General features: G+C 28.7%; 19 protein-coding genes. 3 read left to right on the forward strand and 16 right to left on the reverse strand.

Translation table 11 applies throughout. The annotated features are described in order from the left end of the window. Positions 1-15: 15 nt before the first annotated feature. Entirely contained in the window at positions 16-939 is a 924-nt protein-coding gene (hemC, locus tag CQA42_RS01710) for a hydroxymethylbilane synthase (RefSeq protein WP_115582968.1), read from the reverse strand. Between the two features lie 94 nt (positions 940-1,033). On the opposite strand from hemC, the gene CQA42_RS01715 reads away from it, so the two are divergent. Together CQA42_RS01715 and CQA42_RS01720 are read left to right on the forward strand one after the other, a co-directional pair. Beyond that, the gene (locus CQA42_RS01715) at positions 1,034-1,495 is read left to right on the forward strand and encodes a bifunctional 2-polyprenyl-6-hydroxyphenol methylase/3-demethylubiquinol 3-O-methyltransferase UbiG (RefSeq protein WP_115582969.1); all 462 of its coding nucleotides are present in this window, start codon (positions 1,034-1,036) and stop codon (positions 1,493-1,495) included. A 20-nt stretch (positions 1,496-1,515) separates the two neighbouring features. Further along, positions 1,516-1,833, forward strand: a complete 318-nt coding sequence (locus CQA42_RS01720; protein WP_115582970.1) for a hypothetical protein — start codon at positions 1,516-1,518, stop codon at positions 1,831-1,833. Here the strand turns inward: CQA42_RS01720 and nhaA (CQA42_RS01725) are convergent, their stop codons facing one another. Next, positions 1,834-3,267, reverse strand: a complete 1,434-nt coding sequence (gene nhaA, locus CQA42_RS01725) for a Na+/H+ antiporter NhaA (protein ID WP_115582971.1) — start codon at positions 3,265-3,267, stop codon at positions 1,834-1,836. A 186-nt stretch (positions 3,268-3,453) separates the two neighbouring features. On the opposite strand from nhaA (CQA42_RS01725), the gene CQA42_RS01730 reads away from it, so the two are divergent. Next, entirely contained in the window at positions 3,454-3,948 is a 495-nt protein-coding gene (locus tag CQA42_RS01730) for a flavodoxin (RefSeq protein WP_115582972.1), read from the forward strand. A 17-nt stretch (positions 3,949-3,965) separates the two neighbouring features. Here the strand turns inward: CQA42_RS01730 and CQA42_RS01735 are convergent, their stop codons facing one another. The 14 genes from CQA42_RS01735 to nhaA (CQA42_RS01800) are packed head-to-tail and all read right to left on the reverse strand — an operon-like array spanning position 3,966 to position 19,387. Next, the gene (locus tag CQA42_RS01735) at positions 3,966-4,796 is read right to left on the reverse strand and encodes a TIGR00282 family metallophosphoesterase (RefSeq protein WP_258865521.1); all 831 of its coding nucleotides are present in this window, start codon (positions 4,794-4,796) and stop codon (positions 3,966-3,968) included. Beyond that, complete coding sequence (gene mfd, locus CQA42_RS01740; protein WP_115582973.1) at positions 4,786-7,782, reverse strand: transcription-repair coupling factor; 2,997 nt, start codon at positions 7,780-7,782, stop codon at positions 4,786-4,788. Before mfd ends, CQA42_RS01735 begins: the two co-directional genes overlap by 11 nt. 33 nt (positions 7,783-7,815) lie before the next feature. After that, a complete protein-coding gene (locus CQA42_RS01745) occupies positions 7,816-8,220 on the reverse strand; it encodes a polymer-forming cytoskeletal protein (RefSeq protein WP_115582974.1) in 405 nt (134 codons plus the stop codon). Further along, the gene (locus CQA42_RS01750; RefSeq protein ID WP_115582975.1) at positions 8,124-9,068 is read right to left on the reverse strand and encodes a M23 family metallopeptidase; all 945 of its coding nucleotides are present in this window, start codon (positions 9,066-9,068) and stop codon (positions 8,124-8,126) included. The genes CQA42_RS01745 and CQA42_RS01750 overlap by 97 nt, the downstream gene beginning before the upstream one ends. Next, positions 9,065-9,970 carry a M23 family metallopeptidase gene (locus CQA42_RS01755; RefSeq protein WP_115582976.1) on the reverse strand — a complete coding sequence of 302 codons (906 nt, stop codon included), beginning with the start codon at positions 9,968-9,970 and terminating at the stop codon, positions 9,065-9,067. The genes CQA42_RS01750 and CQA42_RS01755 overlap by 4 nt, the downstream gene beginning before the upstream one ends. After that, the gene (locus CQA42_RS01760; RefSeq protein WP_115582977.1) at positions 9,960-11,096 is read right to left on the reverse strand and encodes a bifunctional folylpolyglutamate synthase/dihydrofolate synthase; all 1,137 of its coding nucleotides are present in this window, start codon (positions 11,094-11,096) and stop codon (positions 9,960-9,962) included. Before CQA42_RS01760 ends, CQA42_RS01755 begins: the two co-directional genes overlap by 11 nt. Continuing rightward, complete coding sequence (locus tag CQA42_RS01765) at positions 11,093-11,890, reverse strand: diguanylate cyclase domain-containing protein (protein ID WP_115582978.1); 798 nt, start codon at positions 11,888-11,890, stop codon at positions 11,093-11,095. The genes CQA42_RS01760 and CQA42_RS01765 overlap by 4 nt, the downstream gene beginning before the upstream one ends. 2 nt (positions 11,891-11,892) lie before the next feature. Then, positions 11,893-12,390, reverse strand: coding sequence for an LPS assembly lipoprotein LptE (gene lptE, locus CQA42_RS01770; RefSeq protein WP_258865522.1), 498 nt, complete (start codon positions 12,388-12,390; stop codon positions 11,893-11,895). A gap of 2 nt (positions 12,391-12,392) precedes the next feature. Further along, on the reverse strand, positions 12,393-14,804 hold the full coding sequence (gene leuS / locus CQA42_RS01775) for a leucine--tRNA ligase (RefSeq protein WP_115582979.1): 2,412 nt from the start codon (positions 14,802-14,804) through the stop codon (positions 12,393-12,395). Between the two features lie 15 nt (positions 14,805-14,819). After that, positions 14,820-15,161 carry a DUF6394 family protein gene (locus CQA42_RS01780; RefSeq protein WP_115582980.1) on the reverse strand — a complete coding sequence of 114 codons (342 nt, stop codon included), beginning with the start codon at positions 15,159-15,161 and terminating at the stop codon, positions 14,820-14,822. A gap of 12 nt (positions 15,162-15,173) precedes the next feature. Next, positions 15,174-16,148 carry a protein translocase subunit SecF gene (gene secF / locus CQA42_RS01785; protein WP_115582981.1) on the reverse strand — a complete coding sequence of 325 codons (975 nt, stop codon included), beginning with the start codon at positions 16,146-16,148 and terminating at the stop codon, positions 15,174-15,176. Then, positions 16,148-17,725, reverse strand: coding sequence for a protein translocase subunit SecD (gene secD, locus CQA42_RS01790; protein ID WP_115582982.1), 1,578 nt, complete (start codon positions 17,723-17,725; stop codon positions 16,148-16,150). Before secD ends, secF begins: the two co-directional genes overlap by 1 nt. Before the next feature lie 6 nt (positions 17,726-17,731). Further along, the gene (gene yajC, locus CQA42_RS01795; RefSeq protein WP_115582983.1) at positions 17,732-18,016 is read right to left on the reverse strand and encodes a preprotein translocase subunit YajC; all 285 of its coding nucleotides are present in this window, start codon (positions 18,014-18,016) and stop codon (positions 17,732-17,734) included. A gap of 33 nt (positions 18,017-18,049) precedes the next feature. Continuing rightward, entirely contained in the window at positions 18,050-19,387 is a 1,338-nt protein-coding gene (nhaA, locus tag CQA42_RS01800; RefSeq protein ID WP_115582984.1) for a sodium/proton antiporter NhaA, read from the reverse strand. Between the last annotated feature and the right edge of the window lie 42 nt (positions 19,388-19,429).

Genomic DNA, 19,429 nt, shown 5'->3' on the forward strand with positions numbered 1-19,429 from the left:
GATTCTTCCAAACTATCATATAAAATCTAAAGCCCTTTTTAATACATCTCTAGCACCTTTTGCTTCTACTTTTTTTAATAATTCACTTGCTAGATTAGAATCTTTACTACCACTTACGCAATCTTTGATGATTTCTGTTCCATTTGGCAAACCAATAATAGCATTCATAACAATCTTAGAATCCTTATATTTTGCATGCACCCCAATTGGTACTTGACAGCCGCCATCAAGCAATCTAATAAACTCTCTTTCAAATCCACACTCAATACTGCTTATCTCGTCATTTAATTTTTGTAAATATGGTAGAATCTCGCAATCTTTTCTACATTCTATTCCAAGAGCACCTTGTCCCATCGCAGGAATCATAAACGAAATATCAAGTGGATTTATAAAATTTATATCTTTTGTATCTATATTTAATCGATTTAAACCAGCTTTAGCAAGGATTATTGCATCAAATTCATTATTTTTTAGTTTTTGAAGTCTTGTTTGGACATTTCCTCTTAAGCTTATAGTATCTAAATCTTCTCTTATATATTTTAATTGCATTGAGCGTCTAAGTGAAGTAGTGCCTACTTTTGCATTATATGGGAGATTTGAAATATTGCTAAAATTGTAGCTAATAAAACAATCTTGCGCATCTTCTCGCTTTGTTATTGCAGCAAGTAATAAATCATTATGCATTACAACAGGAACATCTTTTAGAGAATGAACGGCTAATGTGATAGACTTATTAAGTAGCATTTCTTCTAATTCTTTTGTAAATAGACCTTTTCCACCGATTTTTGCAAGTGGAGCATCTAAGATTCTATCACCTGTTGTTTTAATGATTTTTAATTCAGAATCTAGATTAAATTTCCTTTTTAACTCATCTTTTATAAAGTTAGCTTGCCATAATGCCAATAAACTACCTCTAGTTCCTATTATAATCTTATTCATATATCCTTCTGTCAAAATTTTAATAAAGATTGCTATTTATGTGATTATACAAAATTATGATATTATTTAACAAAATTAAATTTAAAGAAGAATTATGATTATAGAAAAATACAACACAATAAATGGGCATAAGGTATTTAATACACAAGTGCGAAATGAAGATTATGATTTTAGCGGATTTGTAGAGCTATTTAATAATGAAGAAAAACACTTTTGGTTTATCACAAGAAAAGAATTGATTAAAAAAGCAATGAATAAATATATAAACAAAAATGCAAAGATTATTGAGGTAGGGGCTGGGACAGGAAATGTAACAAAATACCTAATCAAAGATGGATACAAAAATATAAGTGTTGGTGAGATGCATTTAAATGCTTTAGATTATGCTAAAGGCTATGGCATAGAAGATAGATTCTGTTTTGATTTATTAAAAAGTCCATTTGTAGATGAGTTTGAATGTATTTGTGCTTTTGATGTTATAGAACATATAGAAGATGATAATCTTGCTATAAAAAATTTAGAAAAATCCACAATGGGGGGGGGTGGCTTGTTATAAGCATCCCTGCATTCAATTTTTTGTGGAATGAACATGATGTAGATGTAGGACATAAAAGACGATATACAAAATCTAGCATAAAAGAATTACTAGAGAAAAATGGATATACAATCAAATATTCAAAATACTTTTTTATCTCAATAATTCCACTTTTAATACTTAGAGCAATTATTAAAAAACCAAAGAAAAATCATATCCCAAAAGGTGATAAAATCGATCCAATAAGCCCTATTATAAATAAGATTCTGATATCCATTTTAAGAATCGAAAACAAAATTATTGATTACCTACCAAATTTCTTTGGTGGAAGCTTGCTTATTATCGCACAAAAAAAGTAATTATTTTTTTGTAGAAAATAGCAAGGCTATTGTTCCAAAGAAAATAGCAATTGATGAAGCAATCAAAATTGATAATTTTGCAAGCACTATTTGTTCTTCACTTCCATATGCAAGATTTGCAACAAACATAGACATTGTAAAGCCTATACCAGAAATTACACCAACTGCAAATATATGTTTATATGAAAGACCTTCAGGACGAATTGCAATATTTAGTTTCTCACCCAAAAATGTAAAAATAACAATACCAAGAGGTTTTCCAACAACAAGACCTATAATAGTTCCATATAAAATACCATCAATATGAAAATTCATATTAGCATCTACTCTTATCCCAGCATTGAAAAATGCAAAAATTGGCACGATAAAATATGCACAAATTGGTTGTAAAAACATCTCCATTTTTACAAGAGGATTCTGTGCATATCTAGAATATTTAGCTACAACATCAAGCATATACACCTGCTTACTTGTTTCTTCCATATCAACTTTTTTATATTCATTTGAAGTAAAAAACCCGATAATACCCTTATAGATTGCTACAAATATATTATCTTGCTTATCTTCTTTTGTATATAAGATTTTTTTACCCTCTAATGTGGTTGCACTCTTCCACTCTTCTAATATATTTACTACATTAAGAAAATATTTTTTTCTTATATTAGAACGACCTGGAATACAAAATGCAAGAACAATGCCAGCTATAGTAGCATGAACTCCACTATTATATACTGCTATCCAAAGTAAGATTCCAAGTAAAATATAGCTTGAAATATATTTTGTATCTCTATAATTTAAATAAATCAAAATACAAGTGATAAATGCAGCTGTATAAATCCAAAACATACTAATATCATTGGTATATAAAAATGCAATTATTAAAATTGCACCTAAATCATCAAATATAGCTAATGTAACAAGAAATATTTTTAATATTTGTGGAATCCTTTTTCCAAAAAACAACAAAACACCTAGTGCAAATGCTGTATCCGTGCTCATTGCTACACCAAAACCATTTACAGATTCTGTGCCCTTATTGAAATAAATATATATTAATATTGGAATTAAGATTCCACCAATTGCTCCAAGTATAGAAAAAGAGACTTTTTTAAATCCAGCTAACTCTCCATATAATATCTCTCTTTTCATCTCCAACCCAAGCATAAGAAAGAATAATGACATTAATATATCATTGATAAAATGTAAAATACTAATCCCAACAAAATTTTGTCCAATAAATCCACCAAATTTGAGTTCTAAAAAATCAAAATATATATGATGATATTTTGAGTTTGCTATAACCATAGCAAGTATAATGCATAAAAATAATAATACACCACCAAATGATTCATGATTGATAAATGTATGCAAAGCTCTTTGTAATTTATTTTTTACATATTTTGTCGTGCTAATATCTTGAATGCTTTCAGTCATATATAAGTTTCCTAGTATAGAAGTTAAAATGGATAAAGATTTATAACATATTTGCATAATATATGCATTAATTTATTGCAGTTTTATTATTTTTTATCTAGTGTTACAATTCTATTATTAATGCAAATATAGAAGGTGATTTTCTTCCACATTAAAATAGATAAAAAATGTAAAAAGGATTAATTTATGAAAACAATTGGTATATTTTATGGAAGCACAACAGGAAAAACACAAGAAATAGCAGAAGCTATCTCATCAAAACTGCAAAATTGTGAATTAATTGATGTTGCAAAAGCAAAAAAAGAAGATTTAGCAAAATTTGACAATCTAATACTTGCTGCTTCAACTTATGGTGATGGTGAATTGCAAACTGATTGGGAAGATTTTGCTGCAAATTTAAGCGAAGATGATTTTGCTCAAAAAACTATAGCTATTGTTGGACTTGGAGATCAAGATTCTTATGGTGATACATTTTGCGATTCTATCTTTTTACTAGCAGAATTAGCAAAAAAAGCTACAATTATAGGCAAAACAAAAAATGAAAATTATGACTTTCAAGCATCAAAAGGGCTAGTTGGAGATGAGTTTTTAGGTCTTGCACTTGATGAAGAAAATCAAAGTGATTTAACAAGCGATAGATTAAATGCATGGATTGATAGCATAAAAGATAGCTTTAAATAATATATTTCTAGAATCTTTTAAGATTCTAGATTAAATGCATTTATACTATCTAGCTCTACATCATTAATCTTTTTAATCTTAAATGCATTATTACATCTTCCATTTTCTAATTCTAAAATAATCATTTGAAAAATATTATTTCCATTTTCTAAAACCTCAAATCTACCTTTTCCATAGCCTTGCATTGCTTTATTTAGTGGCACTTTATAATCCATTCCAATAACACCATCATATCCACCACAAAGCCCAATATCACTTACATAAAAGCTGCCATTTTGGATATGCAAATCATCACTGCCAATATGCGTATGAGTCCCAAATAATGCAGTAATTCTACCTCTTAAAAGACAAAATGCTATTCTTTTTTCACTACTTGCTTCTGCATGAAAATCAACAATAATATTAGAAATATTTTTCTTTTGTAAAGAAATAATTGATTCTTCTAGCTTGTGATATACATTATCAAGATTGATATTTATTCCATAATGCCCCATAGCATTGATTATTGCTAATTCCTTATTTTTTATTTTTGTATAGTAGATTCCACTTCCAGGAGTATTTTGTGGAAAATTTAAAGGACGTAAAATTGGCATAGTATCCATAAACTCTATAATTTCTAATTTATCAAATGAATGATTCCCACCACTAATGACATCAATACCACTTGAAAATAATTCATTTGCATTTTTTTTACTAAGCCCAAAGCCACCACTTGCATTTTCACCATTTGCAATCACAAAATCTATATTATATTTCTCTTTATAATATGGTAGATTCTCTATGACCATATCCCTACCAGCTCTACCTACAATATCACCAATAATTCCTATATGCAATTTAGTGTCCAATTTTGCTCTCTTTATCTCTTAAATATTCTAATGTAGATTCTAAGATACTGCTATCATCTAGCTCTTTTGCATCAAATTTTATCTTTTGTGTATCACTATAAATAATAGTTATATGCTGATTATAATTCATTATTGTTTTTATATTTAGTGTATTTGCAATAAATTTTATAAGCATTAATTGCAAGAATCTAAGGCTAAAACTATCTAGATTCCCAAATCTATCGTTTATTTCTTTTTCAATATCATATATTTCTTCTTTTGAGGTTACATTAGCAAGTCTGCGATATAAATCAAGTCTAATCATATCTGAAGGAATAATACTTGGATTTAAAAATGCACTTACACTTAGCTTGATATCAACACTCTGCTTATTTTGCAATTCTTTACCACTTAATATATTTATACTTTCTTCTAACATCTGTAAATACAAGCTATAACCGATATTTTTTATATGCCCACTTTGTGCCTCACCAAGGATATTTCCACCGCCTCTAAGTTCTAAATCTGCATAAGATAGAATCCCACCAGCACCCAAAAATGAATTAGATTCTAAAGATAAAAGTCTCTTTTTTGCCTCATTTGTTATAGAATCTTTATTTTCTACAAAGAAATAACAATATCCCTCTTTATCACCTCTACCTATTCGTCCTCTTAGCTGATGCAAATCTGCCATACCAAAACAATCCGCAGAATCTACGATAATAGTATTTGCATTTGGAAGGTGGATTCCAGATTCTACAATCGAAGTGCATAGCAGCATATCAAATTCCCCATTTGCAAATTTAATCATAATATCTTCGCTAACATTTTGTGCTATTTTAGAATGAAGGATTCCAATCTTTAGCTTTGGAATAAGCTTTAGTATTTCATTTTTTCTATCATCAATGCTTGCTATATTATTGTGGATATAAAATATTTGTCCATTTCGCTTTAATTCTCGTTTTATTGCATCTTGTAACAATAAATCACTATAATTTTTTACAAATGTTTTTGGTGGAACTCTGCTAATTGGAGGCGTATTCAACTCACTTTGTGTTTTGATTTTTGATAAAGCAAGATTTAGAGTTCTTGGAATTGGCGTAGCAGACATTGATAAAACATGCACATCTTGTGTCATATTTTTTAGCTTTTCTTTTTGTTTTACACCAAATTTATGCTCTTCATCAAGAACAACAAGTCCAAGATTCTTAAAACTTACATTTAATAATCCATGAGTGCCGATTACTACATCAATTTCGCCACTTTGCAAGCCTGCTAAAATTCTATTTTTATCCTTGCTAAATCTATCTAATTTTGCAATTTTTATATCAAAATTTGCAAATCTAGCACAAAGAGTATTGAAATGTTGATTTGATAAAAGTGTGGTTGGCACTATTAAAGCACATTGATATTCACTTTTTATACAAGCAAATATAGCATTCATAGCAACTTCAGTTTTTCCAAAACCAACATCACCAATAAGCAATCTATCCATAACCTTGCCACTATTTAAATCACTAAAGATTTCTTGAATGCTTCGCTCTTGATCGATTGTAAGCTCAAAATTACTACAATTTTGAAAAACACTTAGCTCAACCTTGCTAGTATCTATTAATTTACCTTTGATAAGCTCTCTTTTTGCTGCAATCTCTACTATCTCTTTTGCAATTTCTAATAATTTTGGTCTAATTTTTTCTTTAATCTTTGCAAATGAACATTTTCCAAGTCTATCTAACATAGGAATACTAGAAGTATTTGCTATATATTTTGTTACTAGATTTAAATTGTGTGTAGGAAGTAATAATTTATCATCATTTTGATACATTACTTCTATAAAATCACTTGTAACACCTAAAATAGTAGTTTGCTTAATGCCATTAAAAATACCGATACCATAATCTTTATGGACTACATAATCGCCTTTATTTAATTCATTTAGATGAATTGTTTTGTATGTTTTTTTCTTCTTTTTTGCTATCTTGTTTAAAGAAAGAATAATCTCATCTTTTGTAATGATATTTATTGATATTGGCTCTTTTATGATTGTTACATCATCTCCTAAATGCAATGAATCCAATAAAAGCTCATTTAAACTAAATAGAATCTTTTTCTTATCATTATGAAGAGCAAATAATTTTGGAATAGCATTGATTTCTAAGGATATATCACTATATTTTTCATCTATATCACAAACATCAAGAAGTTCAAAACTATCAAAATCAATATTATTTAAAAATTCGATTTCTTTTAGAGTTTCTAGCTCTGCTTTTGCACTTGGCATCATAAGACTATTATATTGATTTATAATCAAAGGTTCATCAATAAACCAGAATCCAAGACTAATAATATCTTTTATAAAAGCATCATAGCTACTATTTTTACTAGAATTATCAAGATTTATATAAGCATTAGAATCTAAACTAAAAAGCGCAGGAAATATACTAATTTCTTCTATTTCATCTCCAAAGCACATTTGAGAGATAGAATCAAAATATTTAATACTCTCAATATCATTATCAAAAAATGAGATTCTAATTGGGTTTTCATAATTATGTGGGAAAATATCTATTATATCGCCATGTATTGCTATCTCTTTTGGTGCATGGACTAAATCCTGTTTTTCAAATCCATAGTTTAAAAGTGTATCTTGCAAATCTAAAAAATTATAACTCTCATATAGTTTTAATGCCAAAGGCTCTAATTGATTTTTTGCAGGAAGTGGGTATAAAATCGAATGCAAAGGTGCTAAAAGTATAGAATTTTTATCATTATAAAACTTTGATAATGAAAGCAACAACTCACCAAGCTCAAAAGAATAGCTTCGCAAATCATCGCCTCTTTTTGCTCTAAAATCACTAAGGACATAAGCATTTGGAAATGATTTATCTTGAAGTTTTTTGTATTTACAAATCTCTAATGCTTCTAAAGTTTGAGTAGAATCTTTGAAAATAAATATCTTGTAATTTAATTTTTGACTTAAGATTCTATAAAAATTCGAATTAAGCAAACAATACCTTTTATACTAGGATTCTATATTTTTTTAATCTTTATTTTTTGTTATATCATCTATCTTAGAATCTTGCATTTTTGATTTTATTTTACTCTCACCTATAAAAATACCTTTTTTCTCTATATATAATTCATTGCAAACAATAATCCCTTCTACTCTGCCATTAGGCATAATTTCTATACATTCAGAATCTATACTTCCTGAAAAATTACCGCTTACAATCACTCTTTGAGCCATTATATCGCCATTTACAACTCCACTTTTGCCTACTAAAACTGTATTTGTAGAATTGATATTACCTTCAAATTCACCATCTATATGAATATGACATTCAATATTTAGCTCTCCTTTAAATTTTGTTTTTGCTGCGATAATCGTTGCTCCGTTGGAATTTGGAGCATCAAATTGTTTATTGTCATTAGTAAAGATTGCCATGCTACATTTTTCTCCTTATTAAAAATTTTATCAAAATTACTCATATCCCATTCTGTAAAATGCTTAGGATTAATATGGCTTCCTAAAAATCTCACTTCATAATGTAAATGAGCCCCAGTACTTACTCCTGTATTACCAACATAGGCGATTAACTGTCCTTTTTTGACAAACTGCCCTCTTTTGACAGCAAAAGAGTGTAAGTGTGCGTAATATGTTTTAAAACCAAATGAATGATCTATTTTTACTAGTGTACCATATCCTCCATTCCAACCATCTTTAGCAAAATCAACAACTCCATCTGCTGTTGCATAAACTGGTGTATCAAGATTTGATGAAAAATCAATTCCTGCATGAAATTCTCTTGAGCCATTCAATGGATGAATCCTATAACCATATCCAGATGAAATCCTCTTATAGCTATCCAATGGAAGACCATTTGGGACAAATTTCATAATAAATATTTTTTGCAGTCCTGTAATACTAGCAGCCTCGACTCTATTTTGCAAACCATAATTAGGATTGTCATTAACAACACCAATAATGCCTTCTAAATCCTCAATTTTATCTGCAATTAACAAAAACTCTTCTTTTTTAGCAGAAATTTGTCCTAATAAACTTAGATTCTTATCCAATAATGTTTGATAGCTATCCTCTATATATTTATATTTATTTTCAATATTATTAATCTCTGATGCTAATGTATGCAGTGCTATCAAAATAAAAAATACAATAGAGCCAATAAAAGTAAAAAAATAAATAATAATATGTTTAAAAATTAGATTCACATTATAATATCTCGCACCATATGGGCTAGAAATCATAAGTATCAATCTATTTTCACTATTCATTTTTCATCCAATAAAGTGATTGGTTGTGAAAATATTTTATGATCTTTTATTTTTATAATATCATCTAAAGTCCATAATAATCCATTCCAATTTACTATGCTATCTTCATTTATCACACTTAAGAAATTATCAATATTCCATGCTATAAATTTTTCAACATCAACTTCACTGCCTAAAAATCTAATATCATAATATAAATTTTTATTTGCAGTTGTATTGCTATATCCTATTAATTGACCTTTTTTTACTACATCTCCACGTTTTAGAGTAATCTTTGATAAATATCCATAAATTGATGTAAAGCCAAAAGAATGGATGATTTTTACAAACTTCCCAGCGTCTTTTGTGCTATTATCCACTCTTAAGTCTATTATTCCATCTGCAGTTGCATATATGGGTATTGCTTTTGGGAGATCAAAAACTATACCTGATTTTAAAGATGATGAGTGAAAGTTATTATTAATATCAAATGGAAATGAATTTGGTAATAATTGTAAAATAGTCTCTTTTTTGGATTGACTAAGTGATGACATATCATAAGATTCTGCATTAGTATTGCTAATTACTGCATCTTTCATACTAATAATATCTTCTAAATCAAACATTTTTGTATTTATTTCATCTAGTTTATTTTGACTTATTTCGACTTGTTGCTTGATATTTTTATTTTTATCATAAATATATTTATATTTATCCAAAATCTCATAACGTTGTGTTTTCATTTCTTTTAATTCGCTTGCTAAAAGCTTAATAGTAATAAATATCAATATATTTGAAATAATAAGAAATAATAAGAAATATATAAAAAATTTCTTTACAAATCTATGTATGCTAAATTGTTTAATTCCATTATTATCAACAATAGATATTATAAATTTATCTCTTATATTGCTACTTTTCATAAAAATCTTTCATAAATTTCTCAATCACACTAAATGAACCAAAAACAAGATAATCTTTACTTTTATCTATATATTTAAAATCGCTATATAAAATCTCAAGTTCATCTAAAATTTTTATCAAATCTATTTTATTTATAATTCTAGGATTATCTTTGATTTCTATTATCTCAAGCCTTAAAATATTATCTTTTAGGATTTTTAATATTTCTTTTATATCCTTTTGGACATAGCTATTATACACCAGTGTAACTTTTTTATCTTTTAGATTCTCTTTTATAGCAAATGCTGCTGATTTATTATGCCCAACATCAATAATAATATTATCTTCAATCTTTTGAAATCTTCCCATCAAATCAAGAGGTGGTAACAAAGAAATATCAAATTCTATATTTAAAATCTCAAGTGCCTTCAATGCTAATGATAAATTTTGTGCTAAAAAAGATGGCATACTATTTTTACTTATATAAGCTAGTGTATTATTTGGAATAGAATCTAAAATATGAAGTTTTACATTTTTTAAAGAAGCAATATTTTTTGCAATATCTTGCACTATGCTATGTTTTTGGATTCCAAGTATTGCGGTATTTTTCATCGCATTTAATTTTGTCTTGGCAATAGATTCTATACTATACCCTAGCATTTCTTGATGGTCAAAATCAATAAGAGTAAATAAAACCAAATTTCGCTCTACTACACTTGTAGAATCGTATTCTCCACCAATTCCAGCCTCTAAAATCAAATAATCAACATCGATAGATAAATACAATGCCAAAAATGTTGCATATTCAAAATAACTAGCATCTTTGATAAAATCAAATTGCATCAAATATTGATGTGCTTTTAAAATCTCATCATCACTAATAATATTTCCATTTTTATAAAATCGCTCATTAAATCTAAAAATATGCGGACTTGTAAAATGAAGGACTTTATATCCTTTTTGCAATAATGCAAGAGCTAGAAATCGCCCACTTGTGCCTTTGCCATTTGTGCCTATTATTTGGATTGTTTGTGGAATCCTTGCTAGATTCTCCTTTAATTTTTTATAAATATTTATTGCTCTATTTGGATCAAATTTTCTATATTCTTGCCCTTTAGATAATAAATACTGCTCTAATTCATTCATATTTTCAAATCTTTTATAGGAAGTAAATCAATGTGTATATTTATATCAATATCCATATTTTCATATACAAACTTACTATTTTTAATATTATTATTAATACTTTGCAAATAAGAATCTGCTGCCTCTAAAGTGCATTTTGGCAGTAAAATAACAATAGCAGAATCTTCATAAATACCAACGATTACATCTATATCGATACTATTTAATAAGATTCTATAAAAAGCATTAAATAGCTTTTCTAAAGCCTCTATTCCAAAATCTTCTTTTATATTTTCAAAACAGCAAATATTACATATCAAAGCATAGCCACTATCACACATTTTAGCTTTTAGTGCTATATCATTTGGTGAAAGTAGATTATTTAAATGCACTAAATTAAATAAATGATTAGAATCGCTAAGTATAAAATTTCTTAATTCTCTATCTATGGATTCTAATGGCAAATTTGAATCCAAATCTAATATATTTTGATTTTTTAATATTTTTAGTGCTTTTTTTAGCACATGTGGATAATCATCTTTGAAACTTGATTTATTGTTGATTATAGAAGATAAAGCATTTATAAAATCATCTTTATTTTTTATTGGATAATTATTTAATTCTTTTTTGATATAAGAATCAAATTTATCACTCCATATACTAAACCAATTACACTCATCTATTTTTAGATTTAATAATTTAGCTTGCTTGCAAAATGCATCCAAATAAGATTCTGGTAGAAAACTAAGATTGTTTTCTTTCATATAAAGAAAAGCATTTTTGATGGCTTGTTTAATCTTATCTTGCTCTTCCAATATTATCTCCAACTGCTTGCAACTTTAGCTACAAATTTATCAATAGATTGAAGTGAAGCTTGATTTATCGCCATAAAACGTTTTTCATCAGTAACAGTTGATTGTCCTTCTACAGAAAAATCATAGATTCCAATATTGCTAAAATTCCTTGCATTATTATTTTTATCTATGTATGAAAAGCTAATACCAACTTGCATACGATAGAATCTAGGAAAACCATCTTCATCATCAGCAATCGAATACATATTAATCTCATTCATGCTAATAGTAATAATAGTATCTGCATTTTCCTTGCTACTTAAATTAGAATGCAATCTAGTAGCTATTGCTTGAAGTAATGCGTCTTTTGCTATGATGGAATTTTCTGGATCGCTTAAGGCGATAATAGTATTGACATAGATATTTTTACCAAGCGATTGCTTACTATAATAAGATACAGGATAATATCCACAAGATGAAATTAATATTCCAAATAAAGATATAAAAAATATTCGTCTCATTTTTATTTTATTACAAAATTCACAAGCTTATTTGGGACTACTATTTCTTTTATGATTTCTTTTCCATTTAGCCATTTTTGAACTCTATCTTTTGCAATAATTAATATCTCATCTTTTGATAAATTATTAGCAATTTCAACTTCAGCTCGTTTCTTGCCATTAATAGTAATTGCAATATTGATAGTATCGCAATATAATGCGCTCTCATCGACTTTTAGTGTAGTTAGATTTTTTAAGCCAAATAGATTCTCGCTTAGCTCAAAACTAGCATGAGGAATAATTGGCTCTAATATATTTAATAAAATATAATATCCCTCAAACCAAACATCCTCATTGTCTTGAGCATAAAGTGCATTGAAAGCTTCCATACAAGATGCAATCAAAGTATTAAATGGATATTCACTATTTGAAAATGTTAATTCATATTTTAGCAATGCTTCATAAATCTTTTTTCTAGCATATTTTTCTTCTTTGCTAAGATTCTTGAATTCTAAACTGCTAAAATCTTTTTTTACAACCTTTGAGGCATTATTAAAAATTCTATTTATAAATCTATATGCCCCTTCAAGTGCATTATCATTCCATTCTAATTCTTTTACAGGTGGAGCTGCAAATAAAATAAACAATCTTGCTGTATCTGCACCATAAGTCTCTATTATTTCTTTTGGATCGACAACATTTCCCTTTGACTTACTCATCTTAAAACCATTTTTAAGCACCATACCTTGTGTCAATAATCGCTCAAATGGCTCATCAATATTTATACATGAAAGATCTCTAAGGACTTTTGTAAAATATCTTGCATAAAGAAGATGTAAAATAGCATGTTCAATGCCACCTATATATTCATCAATATTTAGCCAATAATCTAAATCTTTCTTACTAAATGCACAATCTTCCCACAATTCCCTTGGGGTTGTATATCTTAAAAAATACCAACTAGATTCTATAAATGTATCCATAGTATCACATTCTCTTATTGCATCTCTTTTGCAATTAGGACATTTTGTATATTTCCATGTTGGGTGCAAAGATAGTGGATTGCCTTCTCCATTTAATGTTATATCATCTGGTAATAATATAGGTAGATTTACTTCTTTTACTATTCCACAAGATTCACAATGAATAAGCGGTATAGGACTTCCCCAATATCTTTGTCTTGAGATTCCCCAATCTTTAAGCTTGAAGTTGATGACTTTTTTTCCAATACCAAGTTGTCTAAAATGCTCAATTATTGCTTCCCTTGCTTCCTCGCCAAATAAGCCATTAAAATTATCACTATTAATCAAAACTCCATCATCACAAAATACTTCATTATCGCTTTTAATAACCTTTTTTATAGGTAGATTATATTTTTTTGCAAATTCAAAATCTCTTTCATCATGAGCTGGCACACACATAACCGCACCACTACCATAATCCATCAAAACAAAATTTGCTACAAAAATTTCTAATCTCTGATTTGTTAGTGGATGAATTGCATAGATTCCAAGGGCAACTCCTTCTTTTTCCTTACTCATTCTATCTCTAGAAATCATATTTTGCATAGTTTTAATAGAAGTAATTTTTGATTGCTCTAATAGGTTATTTTCAATTAAATATCTAGCTAGCGGGTGTTCTGGAGCAATAGCACAATATGTTATGCCATATATAGTATCAGCTCTTGTTGTAAAAACTTCTAGAGAATCTATGCTACCAATGTTTTTTTCTAGTTTTAAGCTAAATTCAAGTCCAATAGATTTACCAATCCAATTTTTTTGCATAGTGATGACTTGATTTGGCCACTTACCTTGCAATGTATCTAAGTCTTTTAATAATTCATCTGCATAATCTGTGATTTTTAAATAATATTGATACATTTCTTTTTGGATGACATCTGTATCACAACGCCAGCATTTACCATCAATAACTTGCTCATTTGCAAGTATAGTATTATCATTTGGACACCAATTAAGATATGCTTTTTTGCGATAGACAAAGCCTTTATCCCACATTTGTGTAAAGAATTGTTGTTCCCATTTTGTATAAATTGGATCGCTAGTAGCAAACTCTCTAGTTTGTGAAAATGAAAAACCTAAACTTTTTAGAGATTCTTGCATATTTTCAATATTTTTATAAGTCCAAGTTTTTGGGTGAAGATTGTGCTTTATTGCTGCATTTTCTGCTGGTAATCCAAAAGAATCCCAACCTATTGGATGAAGCACATTAAATCCAGCTTTTCTATAATATCTAGCAATTGCATCGCCTATGGAATAATTTCTAACATGTCCCATATGTAGATTGCCACTTGGATATGGAAGCATGCTTAAAATATATTTTTTTGGAAGACTAAAATCATCTTTTGGTTCAAATACATTAGAATCTAGCCATCGTTTTTGCCATTTTTTTTCTATTTCTCGTGGATTGTAAGTCATAAAATCCCTTTTTTATTAATAATCTATATCTCTAACCTTTGCACTCTCAATTAGTATCAAACAAATAGAAAACAAATTTGCAACAAGAGCACCAAATGCTAAAGCATAAGCAACATCTAAATCACCTAATATTTGATACCATAAAAATGCAGGTATCAAATGAAAATCTGCAACAATAGAGCTAGCTAAAAGTTCAGAGGACAAAGGTTTTCTTATACCTACTCTAAGAGTTGTAGAAATAAAATTGATTGCTGCAGCTAAAAATAATAATACTATATTTGGATCAAATAAAAATCCAATTGTTGAAGTTAGGCACATTAATGTAAAAAAAATAAATAAGATTCTGCCCCAATCCATTAAAAACTCCTTTTAGATTCTGCCTTTTTCATACATTTGATACATTTTTTCTTTTTCTTGTTTTTTTCTTTGTTTTCTTGCTTCTTTTTCATAATATTCTTGGATATTAAATCCAAATAATATAGCTAATTTTGGTGCTATAAACATAGAACTATATGTCCCTACGATAGAACCTACTAGCATAGGTAGAGTAAATCCTTTTAAAATCTCACTACCAAATACAAATAATATAAAAATTACAAAAAATACAGTAAGAGAAGTAAGCAATGTCCTTGATAATGTTTTTGATACTGCATCATTGATAACAAAATTTATATCATTAAACTTTTTTAACAACATCTGTTCTCTAATCCTATCAAATATGATGATAGTATCATTTATTGAGTATCCAATAAGTGTTAATAATGCAGCAATTACATCAAGGCTTAGATCCACATCAAATACTATTATTGCAGCAGCTGATATGAAGACATCATGCACTAATGCAACAATACCAGCTAATGCAAATCTCCATTCATATCTAAAAGAAACATAAATCATCATAGCAATTAGTGCAAGCGCCAAAGAGATAACACCTTTTTTTGCAAGCTCTACACCAGCTTTTGGACCTACTATATCAACTCTTCGAACATCAAATTCACCAGTTGGCTTTAAGACTTCTTTTATTTCATCGCTAATATTTATTTTTACATCACTTGGAACAAATGGAAATTTAATCACTATCTCATTTTTAGCACCAAATTCTGTAATATTTGAATTTTTAAAATATTGACTATCATTTAGAATCTCTCTAATTTGACTAATTGGAGCATCTTTGTTTGTATATTGAAGTTGTATTACGCTTCCACCAACAAAGTCGATACCAAAATTCACGCCCTTTATAAAAAATAAAATAATTATCCCTACAATCAAAATGCAAGAGAAAATTAGACCATATTTGCTATATTTAACAAAATCATAAATTTTATCATGTCTAAAGAAATCCACTAATTAACTCCCTTTTTAATTCCAAACCAAAAATTTAATCTTTTTGTATTATTTATCTTTTGTCCAAGCCAAAGATAGATTCCATGTGTCCCAATAATTGCAGTAATAATTGAAACTACGATACCTATACCCATAGTGATAGCAAATCCTTTTATCGACCCAGTCCCATAAACATATAGCAATACAGCAACAATTAATGTAGTATTATTTGCATCAAAAATCGCTCTAGTAGCATTTTCATATCCAAATGCAATAGATTTGATGACATTATCACCACTCCGCAGAGCTTCTCTGATACGTTCATTAATGATAATATTTGCATCAATAGCCATACCTATAGTAAGGACAATACCTGCCATACCTGGTAATGTAAGAGTAGCACCAAATAAACTCATACAAGCAATAATTGCTAAAATATTTACAAACAATGCACTGACTGCTATTACACCTGCAAATCCATAATAAAAAATCATAAATAAAATAATCACTAAAAATGAACCAAATAAAGCAATAAGAGATGATTTAATGCTATCTGCCCCAAGACTTGGTCCAATACTCCTTTTTTCTAGTAATTCTAGAGGAGTAGTTAGCGAACCACTTCTAAGTGCTATAGCAATATTTTTTGCTTCTTGCTCAGAAAAAGACCCACTAATCTGTCCGCTTCCACCGCCTATTCTCTCTCGAATGCTTGGTGCAGAATATACTTTATTATCAAGCACAATAGCCATTCTTTTACCTATATTGTTACCAGAAAAATCACCAAAGATTCTAGCACCTACGCTATTTAGGGTAAATGCAATCACTCTTTGATTAGTTTTACTATCAAAAGCAACTCTAGCATCTGTTAGCATACTACCATCTATAATTGGTATTCCTTTTAATAGAATCTTTAAATTTGGATCATGAGTAAAAGGTAAAATAACATCACCATATTTACTTGCTTCATCTTCACTCATAGAATTTACTCTAGCATTACGTTCTTCATCAACTGCCATCATCTTTAATTGTGCAGGACGAATGATCAAATCAAGGGCTGCCTGCTCATCTTCTGTAGTTTTTATACCAGGCAATTGCACTAATATATTATATTCACCTTGTCTTGTAACACTTGGTTCAGATAAACCAAATATATCTAATCTATTTCTAATAGTATCTATGGCTTGTTCAATTGATGATGATTGTATAAATTTGATTTCTTCTTGAGTAAAAGTAATATTGTATTTTCCATCTATACTACTAATATTTAAGCCTTTAATCTTAGATAATAATTCATCTAAAGCATCTTTTTTTGATATATCAAGAAGTTCAAAACTTACATTATTATCACTTGAATGCAAAGAATCTATCAAAATATCACTATTTTGTGTATCATGATTGATTTGTGTTGCCAAAGAAGAATACCTACTTTTTATACCACCATTTATATCAACACCTAATAAGATATTTAATCCACCTTGCAAATCAAGACCAAGTGTGATTTTTGGACCCTGTGTCCCAAAAATAGATGGTATTGATAAAGCCAATCCAAATACAAATACAACTAAAAAAACAATTGTCTTAATATTAAAAAAATTCATAATTAATTATTTATTCTCTTCTTCATATTTATTAAATATAAAATCTTTAGAAAGCCTTACTTGTGTATCATCATTTAATTTAACACTAAAAAATTTATCTTCAACCTTTACAATCTCACATATCAAACCGCCATTAGTGATTACTTTATCGCCCTTTTTGAGATTGGCAAGCATTTCTTTATGTGCTTTTTGTTGTTTTAGTTGTGGTCTTATCAAAACAAAATAAAAAATTGCAAATAAAACTATTAAAGGTAAAAATGCACCTACAAAACTATTCATACTATTTTCCATGATAACTTCTCCTAATTAAAACTTAATATTCTATCAAATTGAACTTAGTTTTTTTCTATGTTCTATTTTATATTCAATAATTAAAAATAATGAACCTAAGATTCCAGCTAAACTTGAAGCAATAAGAATTGATAATTTTGATAAATCTGTGCTTGATGGATCGCTAAATGCAAGATTTGAAACAAAGATTGACATAGTAAAGCCAATCCCCGCTAACATTCCAGCTCCCAAAATATTAATCCAAGATACACTATCTGGTTTTTGGGCAATCTTTAGCTTATGGCATAAAAATGTAAAAATTAGAATCCCAATAGGCTTGCCAACAACAAGTCCCAAAATTATCCCTAGCATAATAGCATCAATTCCAAAGTCAATATCACTAGTGATTGTAACTCCTGAATTTGCAAAACCAAATAAAGGCATAATCAAAAAACTACTCCAATATTGCAATGTATGTTCCAATCTAAGTAAAGGATTCTGCACATTTTTTGAATGTTTTTTTATTGATTGTAATGTCTCTAGCTGCTCGTGATGAAGCAAAATATTTTCTCTATCTTTTTCTTTTTCTAAAAATAATGGGACAAAAGTTTCAGAAATTTTCGAGGCAAATTCCTTGCTATCCATTTTAGCTCTAACGGGAATAGTCAATGCAAGTGCGACAGCTGCTATCGTAGCGTGAATTCCAGTGTTATGCACTGCTATCCAAAGCATAACCCCAAGTATTAAATAGGGTGTTAGGATTCGAACATCTTTTCTATTCAATACAATCAAAATAGCAAGCATAGCTAGAGATATTAAAAACCACATAACATTAAAATCACTTGTATAAAATATGCCAATTACTATGATAGCACCCAAATCATCTGCCACAGCAAGAGTTACCAAAAAGACTTTTAATGCGATAGGAACTCTCTTACCAAGAAGCATCATAACCCCAAGTGCAAAAGCAATATCTGTTGCCATCGGGATTCCAAAGCCATTTTGTGATGGAGTTCCTGCATTTAGACTAAAATAAATAATTCCTGGCACTATCATACCACCAAGAGCAGCTAAAACTGGAAAAGCTGCTTTTTTAAAACCAACTAATTCTCCAAATAAAAACTCTCTTTTAATCTCTAAGCCAACAACTAAGAAAAATATAGACATAAATACATCATTTAGCCAATGATGCAAACTCATACCAATAAAATGCTCTCCAAGTCTAATTCCAAAATCTAGCTCCCAAAACCAAAAATAATAATGAGCAATTGGAGAATTGGCAATAATCATAGCAAGCACAGCACATGAAAATAATAAAATACCGCCTGCTGCTTCATTTTTCAAAAATAATGTAAATAGCCTAGAAATTTTATTTAAACCTGTAGCAACCATTAGCCAAACCTCATTTTGTATTAAATTTGAAATTCTATCATA

This window comes from Helicobacter sp. MIT 99-5507, from assembly GCF_003364295.1.
In the GTDB taxonomy this organism is placed as follows: domain Bacteria; phylum Campylobacterota; class Campylobacteria; order Campylobacterales; family Helicobacteraceae; genus NHYM01.